Source organism: Aliifodinibius sp. S!AR15-10 (genome assembly GCF_031569985.1).
GTDB lineage: Bacteria > Bacteroidota > Rhodothermia > Balneolales > Balneolaceae > JAMQKA01.
In genome coordinates, this window is record NZ_JAMQKA010000089.1 from 1 (window position 1) to 8,165 (window position 8,165).

5 protein-coding genes and 1 tRNA gene are annotated in these 8,165 nt (G+C 44.9%); 4 read left to right on the forward strand and 2 right to left on the reverse strand.

Annotated features, from left to right (window positions below):
* Positions 1–345 precede the first annotated feature (345 nt).
* Positions 346–2,751, reverse strand: coding sequence for a DUF5686 family protein (locus NC796_RS26180; RefSeq protein WP_310688815.1), 2,406 nt, complete (start codon positions 2,749–2,751; stop codon positions 346–348).
* A gap of 1,365 nt (positions 2,752–4,116) precedes the next feature.
* Positions 4,117–5,175, reverse strand: a complete 1,059-nt coding sequence (locus tag NC796_RS26185) for an SMP-30/gluconolactonase/LRE family protein (protein WP_310688817.1) — start codon at positions 5,173–5,175, stop codon at positions 4,117–4,119.
* Positions 5,176–5,456: 281 nt separating this feature from the next.
* On the opposite strand from NC796_RS26185, the gene NC796_RS26190 reads away from it, so the two are divergent.
* From NC796_RS26190 to NC796_RS26205, 4 genes are all read left to right on the forward strand, one after another.
* Positions 5,457–5,529: transfer RNA gene (locus tag NC796_RS26190), tRNA-Arg, on the forward strand.
* Between the two features lie 402 nt (positions 5,530–5,931).
* Positions 5,932–7,035, forward strand: coding sequence for a hypothetical protein (locus NC796_RS26195; protein WP_310688819.1), 1,104 nt, complete (start codon positions 5,932–5,934; stop codon positions 7,033–7,035).
* Positions 7,036–7,041: 6 nt separating this feature from the next.
* On the forward strand, positions 7,042–7,218 hold the full coding sequence (locus NC796_RS26200; protein ID WP_310688820.1) for a hypothetical protein: 177 nt from the start codon (positions 7,042–7,044) through the stop codon (positions 7,216–7,218).
* A 228-nt stretch (positions 7,219–7,446) separates the two neighbouring features.
* Positions 7,447–8,031: a restriction endonuclease subunit S gene (locus NC796_RS26205; protein WP_310688821.1), complete on the forward strand. Its 585-nt coding sequence runs from the start codon at positions 7,447–7,449 to the stop codon at positions 8,029–8,031.
* The last annotated feature ends 134 nt before the right edge of the window (positions 8,032–8,165 follow it).

Here is an 8,165-nt window from a genome sequence, read left to right on the forward strand (position 1 = left end):
AATACTGAGCTGATGGCGCTTATCCGACATAAAAAGATTCCATTTGAGTTAAAAATTGGCGATGTTCGATTAAACCTATCGGTTTTGGGAAAAATCCCCAAAACAAGGGGTTCTGCAAAGGCCCCAAATAGATAGTCCCACAGGTTAATTATGATCGCTGTTCCCACAGGGATCTTGTATTCTGGACATCTCTCAAAAAAACTTTGCACAGGAATATTAGCTGGATAAAGTACAGTGACATTCGAATTAATCTTAACAAAGTGGTTGAGTATCGATTTGGGTGAAATATGTTGGAAAGTCTGCGTGGAGTAAAGCAGGCCTTGATTTCAAATTTAACTGTCCCAATCAAAAGATCCGTGCTATACTCACATTCACCATGAAGGCTGGCTGATCCAGCCGCTGGGCAAAGTCGACGCGGAACAGGCCAAACAAACCATTGAGGGAGAGGCCGGCCTCCAGGTGCAGGTTCCCGGTTTCAGGTACCAGGTAGCCCGTGCGGTCGAAGATATCCTGTTTTCGCGTGTCAGAGATCCATGTTTTGCCCGCCCCGCCAAACAGGATGAGTCCCCAGTTCCACTCCACGAGCTTGCTGAGTCCCAGCGCTTCGAAAGGGACCGACCGGAAATTGTGCTCCGCATTGAGCATAAGGTACTGCTCACCCATGTAGGGAGTGTGTTGCCTTGTTTTTAGGGTGCCAAAAGGACTAAAATGCGTGGCGCTGACATCGATGATACCCATTTTTTGCAGGGGCAGCCGGCCGCCGAACGTACCGCCCGTCAGTTTTAAGTCCAGGCTGTTGGACAGGAACCGACGCTGATAAAAGGTGGGGATACTCCAGGAGATATCAGCCCGGTAGCGCGTGAAGTCGAAATCACTTCCCAGTGAACCGTCTGAATGTTCGATATAGAATCCAAGTCTGTTCAGGGCGGTGACCCCGAAATTGTAGTCCTCCCCCAGGTTGTAGCCAATTTCAAAGTCGATGGATCGCAGGTTGCCCTCCTCAATAGCGGGGTTCAGCTGGAAGGGCTGGTTCCGCCCCAACAGGTCGTATCGGGTTTGCAGGGTGAGGGCTCTATGCTCTTCGTGGTTATATCCAATCGTGGCCGAGAGATCGGTTTCATGGTGATCGAATTCCGTAAACAGCCGGAAACCCTCATTGCGGAAATAGTTGTAGTAGTTGGGTTCCCCGAGCAGGTTGGCCAACGATGAAATAGCCCCGCCGTAGACCGCTGACTGGTATTGCGTGGCGGTATGGGCCTTGTAGCTGCCACCGATATTTTGATCAAATGTATCGCTGTCAATCAGCTCGTATTCCAGGCCCCCGCCATAACCCCATTCCTCATACCCGGTGCTGTAACCACCATTCAGATCCAGCTCCAGCCGGTCGGTTAGCCCGATGCCATACCTGAGACCGAGGTAGAGCTGGTCCACGCGGTTATACCGTGCAGCAGGGGAGATATCCCCGGGTATTCTACTCAAAAAGCCCGGGTTGTCGCCTTCCCCGTTCTCTTCTTCATCATCGTCTATAAAACGGGCCAGGAAACCGGATGGCTTAAACGCTTTTTCCAGGGTGGCGGTACTGTCCAGGCTGGCGTAGGCCTCCTCCTCTTCGCTGGAGAGTGGCACCGATTTGATCGCCTTTACAAACAGGGAGTCGGTGCCGATGGAGGTGGAATCGACTGTGAATACCTCATCGCGCTGGTAGAGTGAGTCGGGAAGTGGCACATTGACCTTGTAGTTGGTGATCTGTGAGATCTGCCGGAATTTGATCTGTGGAAACTCCAGCCCCACCATCGCAATCTTGATATCGCCCTCAATCCGCATGTCGGCGGGCAGCCAGAACGCCTGCCCGTAGTTATTGAACTGTTGTTCATAAAACGCATTGAAGTTTTTTACCGGCTGGGGAAAATCGACGACATCATTGGGTTTTAGTTTCACCTCAAGGAGCGCATATTCTTGGTCGAGCACGTAGATGGTGCCCTGGAACAGCGGCTGTAGCTTACGGGCCGGCGTAACCTCGATCTGGTAGACTACCTGGTCGTCGATGTTGCGGTAATCCGCCAGCTTGAAATGGTAATATTTCAGGGCATCCGGGTGGGTAACTCCCACCAGTTCAAAGCCCGCGATCTCGATGTTGTCATCATACAGGTTGGGGAAGTAGCTAACGCCCGCGAAATTGCTGCTAGCCTCGATGTTGGCCGTTTGTCGCTTGGATTTTAGTACCTCGCGGTGACCTTGCTCTTTGTCCCAGAACGCCTCAGAAACCGACTCGGAGATCATCACGATGGAGGTGTCATTGGATATCGACTGGCGGGTATAAGCCTCGGCGCGGTAGGTCTCCAGCCGCTCCCGCCACTGCTGCTTGCGGCGAATCACCTCCCTCATAATGCTGATGGCGGGATCTTCGCCGGTTACCACAACTTCTCCAAGTTCCAGCATCGACGGCTCAAGGGTGAAATTTTGCGTTCTGGCTGATTCCCGGCTTATGGTACGGTGCTCGGTATTGAAGCCCAAGTAGCGCACCATAATGGTGGCCGGGAGCAGGGAGTCCGGGATAGTGAGCGTGTAGCGCCCGTCGCTGTTGCTGATAGTACCGCGGTAGGTATCCTCTATAGAGATGTTGGCCGATGGGAGCGACTCGCCGCTCGAAGCGTCGGTTATCGTGCCTTGTATCGTCTTTTGGGCAAAAACAGGTGTGGCCAGCAACAGCAATATCGCTGACAGGTAACATGATTTGATGACTTCTGACATTCTTGATTCTTTTTTAGTAGGGAAACGAAGAGGCGTTTGTACTATTATCAGCAGGCAAAGTTACAGCTATAAAAGGTCCCTCGTGCTGGTCATCCCCCAAACCCCCTTCGGTTACCACACCCAATCCTTTACCCATAATTTGCCAAAAGGGGGACTCTTTTCAACTTCCCAGCCCTTTCAACAATTGAAATGCCTTTAAGCGCAAGTTGCAAACGTGCCCCAGTTGAGTTCAATAGTCTTTTAATAAGCACCTCAAGGTGCAGCCCACTGTGGGAAGTGGACCACACCGGTTCGATGAAAAATGGCAGCTATGGACAAATTGGCAATATGTTCCCGAGCCCAGAGAATCCCTGCAGGAAGCCAATGAAAAAGCAATCGATATTCCAAAGCAATAAGTTAGTTTTTGGCATTACAGAACAACATCTGGGATTCTTTGGTGAGTTTTTTGATTCGTTTTTTCCTCATCGAAAAAATGAATACCACGAATGGAAGAGGTCTCCAGGTTATAAATAGGATATAATACCCCAATGGAGGTGTCTCTTTTGTCTTGTTGCAAAAGAGACGACAAGAAGTATTTAACTCCTCCCCGTTGAACTCACTGAAAGCCTCTGGTTGTGCTCCTGCCAGCGGGTCGTCAAACAATAATGCTTCGTTTTTCTTCTGTTGCAATAACCAGTTATTTATGTTGGGTTTTCTTTATAAAAATAACGTTGCCCTCTGGGTGACCCACTCACCGAAAGTGTTCGGTACAGGCTCTGTCCTTTCCCTACCAGCAGGGAGAGGGACGCGTTGATTGTATTTAGAGTTTATTTACCTATTCATCCCGCCCTCCGAAATTTTTGTTGAACAAAGTGACCGAAACCGGAGCGTAAAGAAACCATTTGTGTTTGAGATCCGTGTATCTCAGCGGAGCGAATTAAATGGTTTTAGCGTAGGAGCAGGGAACGCAACAAAAATTTCATCAGGCGGCGACTTTTTTCGTTCATTTTTTTGTCGCTAAAAAAATGGACATTACGATGAATGTAAGACTCCCGGTTTTTTTAATTAGGAGTGAGATCTTCTTTTTGCAGGTGTCTCTTTTGTCTTGAATCAAAAGTAGACGAAAAGATCAAGAAGCAGTCTCCTTACTATGAGAAGGAACTTCCCCTTAGTATATGAATCCAATCCCCATTAGTATGGGAAGACGGTTCCCCTTAGTACGGGAATCCAATTCCCTTTAGTATGACAATTCAATTCCCCTTAGTATGAGGATCTGATTCCCCTTAATGTGACAATTTGATCCTCATTAGTATGAGAATTGGACTCTCCTATTAAGGGAAATTGAAATGTCCTTATTAGGAGATTTGGTAAAACGTTTTTATGGTGTCAGCGCAGGGAGATGCTCAGCAGCTGGTCATCCGCCGTCATGAAAAGGGTCTTGCCATCTTGGCCGATGGTGCAGTTGGCGGTCGGTTTGTTCGTCTTAATTTTGCCCAGCAGGTCACCGTTAGGGGCAAAAATCCAGACACCGCCCGGTCCCGTGGCGTAGATGTTGCCATCGGCGTCCACCTCCATGCCGTCCTGGCTGCCCGGCTCCTTGCCGGTAAATTCACTGGCGTCGTGGAAAACACGCCCGTTTTCGATGTTGCCGTCCTCCGTTACATCATAGGCCATCCAGATTGGGTTCTCCATGCTGGAGTTGGCTACGTAGAGCGTCTTTTCATCGGGGGAGAGCTCAATGCCGTTGGGCCGGCTGAGTTCATCCGTCAGCAGAATAAGTTCCCCATCGGTCGTAATGCGATAGACACCCTGGAACTCCAGCTCCTTGGCGGGATCCTCCATTCGTTGCTCGAGCCCGTACATCGGGTCGGTAAAGTAGATGTCGCCGTTGCTGTGCTGCACAAGGTCGTTGGGACTGTTGAGGCGTTTGCCGGCATAGCGATCAGCCAGTGTAGTAAATTCAGGTTTGGGCTCATCCAGCGGGGCCTCCATGCGGGCGATGCGTCGGTCGCCGTGCTGGCACAGCAGCAGGTGCCCGTCATTACTGATAAACAGCCCGTTGGAGCCCAGCTCCCCGCCACGGGGCGTTTCCCCGGTATAGCCGGCCGGTTTCAGGTATTCGGTCACGCCTTCACCCGGGGTCCATTTGTGGATTACATTGTTGGGGATATCGGAGAACAGCAGGAACTGGCCCTCTTCCACCCACACCGGTCCCTCCGACCACTCGTAGCCACTGCCGAGCTCCTGTATCGTGGCAGCCGGATCGATAAGTTCGGTGAGGGCCTGGTTAATGACCTCCACGTCGCCTGTACCTGCCTCGTCTTCTGTGACAATTTGCTGCGTTCCACAGGCAACGCTCAACATGCCGACAATGATTAGCAGCAATAATGGAGTTGGATTTTTAGTGGTGTGTGGTATCTCAAGCAGTGAAAAGGAAGAGGTCATTTTTGGCAGTATTGGTTGTTTTTAGCTCCGATTTAATTATGCTAACCGGATGTTATTGTGCTATTCAGTCAGGCTACGCATTTTTCAATACAATACACAGGTTCCGCAGGTAAAATATAGAAATTTGACAGAATTGCGATACTGCAAAAACAATACTTGAATTTATGGGGCGGGGTTGCTTATCGTTTGTTCTTTGTTATTGGTTATTAGTAGTTCGGTAGCTGCAATAAAGTTCAGAGCTTTCCAAATAACTAATAACGAATAACCAGTAACAAAACCACGCCCCCATAGTTCAAGTGGACAGAACGGAGGTTTCCTAAACCTTAAATCCGGGTTCGACTCCTGGTGGGGGTACAATAAAAATCGCCTAAAGTATTGTATATCAAACATTTAGCTATTTATCTAAAATAGGTTGTCCAACATATGGCCAACATTTTTAATTTGGCTACAAAAACTGGTTGGTATTCTACTGGGCTTACAACATGCAACAGGTAAGTAGCATAATCTCAATAACTCATTGCTTTATATCTTTTGATTGGGCAATATATTGCCATCAACTTCGGCCTTAAATATTGCGCATAGTTATCTTCTCGAGTCAAATTCCTTATAATACTGCTTTCATTTAAGCATTTGGACTGATTTTCTGTCTTATAAGAATTCAAATAAAACTTACTATCAATCCATTAGATTCTTTCATCTTGTGATCAAAGTGGATTTTTTTCGAAGTAAATGAAAACTGATAAGCGATGTTAGGTAATGTGGAACAAACCCAAAATTTGGTGGCGGAGATTATCAAATAAATTTGCCACTTGGATTAAGCTAAAGGCCGCTCAACATCCTAAACTACCAAGAATTATCAAGACAGGTGGATATGCTGTCACTCCAATTTATGCTGGTTATATAGCATTACTTTATTCAGGATTTTCTGGCACTGGATATCTAGCTGCAGACATAATTGTAGTAGTTATTTTATTTATCGTTGGACCGCTTATCCAATTATTTGCGGATTCAATAAAAAGGAAACTTCCAACTTTAGAAAAGCTTGGTGATCTATCCAAGTTACTAAACGAAATCGTGGATTACAGTCCCACTGAAGGATGGCAAAATTGGTCAGTCAAGGAATGGGAAGAAAAATTTGAACCATTTGCTAGGGCTGTCGAGGACACTATTGAATTGGTAATTGCAGATTTAGAGAGGAAAGATGTACCTGTAATTTCTAGGCAATATCACATTGCTTGTAATCTTATGGTTTTTGCTAATTCCAAAGTGCCCACTGACAAAATTGAAACAATACTTTCATCTGTAGGTGAAGACAATCCTAATCCATATGACCTTTATAATGGTATCGATACCGATGAAACAATTATAGGATTTCTATTAATGACAGGCATTAGTAGTAAATCACAAAAACGTGATTACAAACCCTCATATATAAGAGTTTATGACAACTTTTTGAGTAATTTACCTGGTGCACCATTATTGATTCATAGAGCTCCTGAAGAGAAGCAACAAAATATTGGACTACAAGATCATGAGTATGTAAATAATGTCCAGAAGTTTGATGGGTTTTGCGATCAAGTTTCAGACGAAGCGAAAGACAGGTTTTTTGATATTTTTCAAGATAGAGAAAATACAATAAAAAGTTTTTGGTCAATTCCTATTTATTGGGATAGTTTGATTATTGGAACATTAAACATCGAAAGCTATCAAACAGAATTATTGTTGGATAATAACCTGAAAGAGGCATTGGAATATGCATTATCTATAATAAGTCCAATTGCAGGTACGTTTGCATATGTTTTTCATTCTAACTTTATTGAAGATAGAGACTCTAAAAAGTCAATGACTGAAGTAAATTGAAAAGTTATGGCTGAAAAGAAAAAAAATTCAAAGCTTAAGGAAGTAAATGAACGTAGAAAAGCTGAAGGGCGAAGTTATTTAGGTCATTATCGCTCTAAGGATAAATTTATGGAAGAAAAGTTGACTAAATATTTAGATAGCCGAAAATCTACTAATTCAAATTCTGAGCCTGTACCTAAATAAATTTTAAGAGATTTAGATTTTAAGCTCAGCTATAATGCTGGGCTTTTTTTATTTAATATTCATAAAGACTGCACATCTTTGAAGTTGACTTCACGGTTTCATTATTACCCCACCATTTTTTTAGAAAAATAAAAGTACTGTAAAGTATTATAGTAGTATAAATTTGGCAGAATTCTTGCTTTATATTATTTTGAATGCAGAAAAGCTTTCGAGCACTAATTATTTGAAATGAAATTAAACGAAATTGCCAACATATCAACGGGATACTCCTTTCGGTCAAAGATCAAACATGACTCCGAGGGAGATACCAAGGTAATCCAGATGAGCGATGTTGACAAGTATCGCGGCATTATTCCGGAGGGGTTACAATCGATCAGTGGCTTTGAGCCGCGAAAGGATCGCTACTTTCTGGAAGGGGGCGATGTAATCATGATTAGTAAAGGCTATAACATTAATGCATTTGTAGTGCCACCTGGATTGGGAAGAGTTGTAGCAGTGAACAGCTTTATAGTACTCAAACCGGATAAATATAAATTACTACCTGAATATTTGGCTTGGTTCTTAAACTCGAACCGAACGCAACACTTTTTCAAGGCGGTATCAGCTGGGACTAATATTCCGAACCTTTCGATAAGGGCGCTTAAAGGACTTGATATCAATCCTCCATCCATTGAACGACAAGAGAAACTGGCTGAACTTGACCGCCTAAAACGCAGAGAAATTGCTTTGCATCAAGAAATTGCATCCAAGAAAGAAAAGCTTGTTGACACAATGCTTCAGCAACAAGCCGACAAATGGAAATCTAATAATTAACTACAACTAACGCGTTTAGGGGTTAGATTTTTAACAATTTTAAAATAAGAAAGGCCATGCAAACGCTTGATAATCAATATCTTAGGAGTGTTAATCTTCATAAAAACACCCTGCGTATGCATGACCTCAAAGCC

Bases quoted from the DNA above. Each gene is read 5' to 3' on its own strand.
- NC796_RS26180 (WP_310688815.1), bottom strand. From the start codon at position 2,751: ATGTCAGAAGTCATCAAATCATGTTACCTGTCAGCGATATTGCTGTTG.
- NC796_RS26185 (WP_310688817.1), bottom strand. From the start codon at position 5,175: ATGACCTCTTCCTTTTCACTGCTTGAGATACCACACACCACTAAAAAT.
- NC796_RS26195 (WP_310688819.1), top strand. From the start codon at position 5,932: ATGTGGAACAAACCCAAAATTTGGTGGCGGAGATTATCAAATAAATTT.
- NC796_RS26200 (WP_310688820.1), top strand. From the start codon at position 7,042: ATGGCTGAAAAGAAAAAAAATTCAAAGCTTAAGGAAGTAAATGAACGT.
- NC796_RS26205 (WP_310688821.1), top strand. From the start codon at position 7,447: ATGAAATTAAACGAAATTGCCAACATATCAACGGGATACTCCTTTCGG.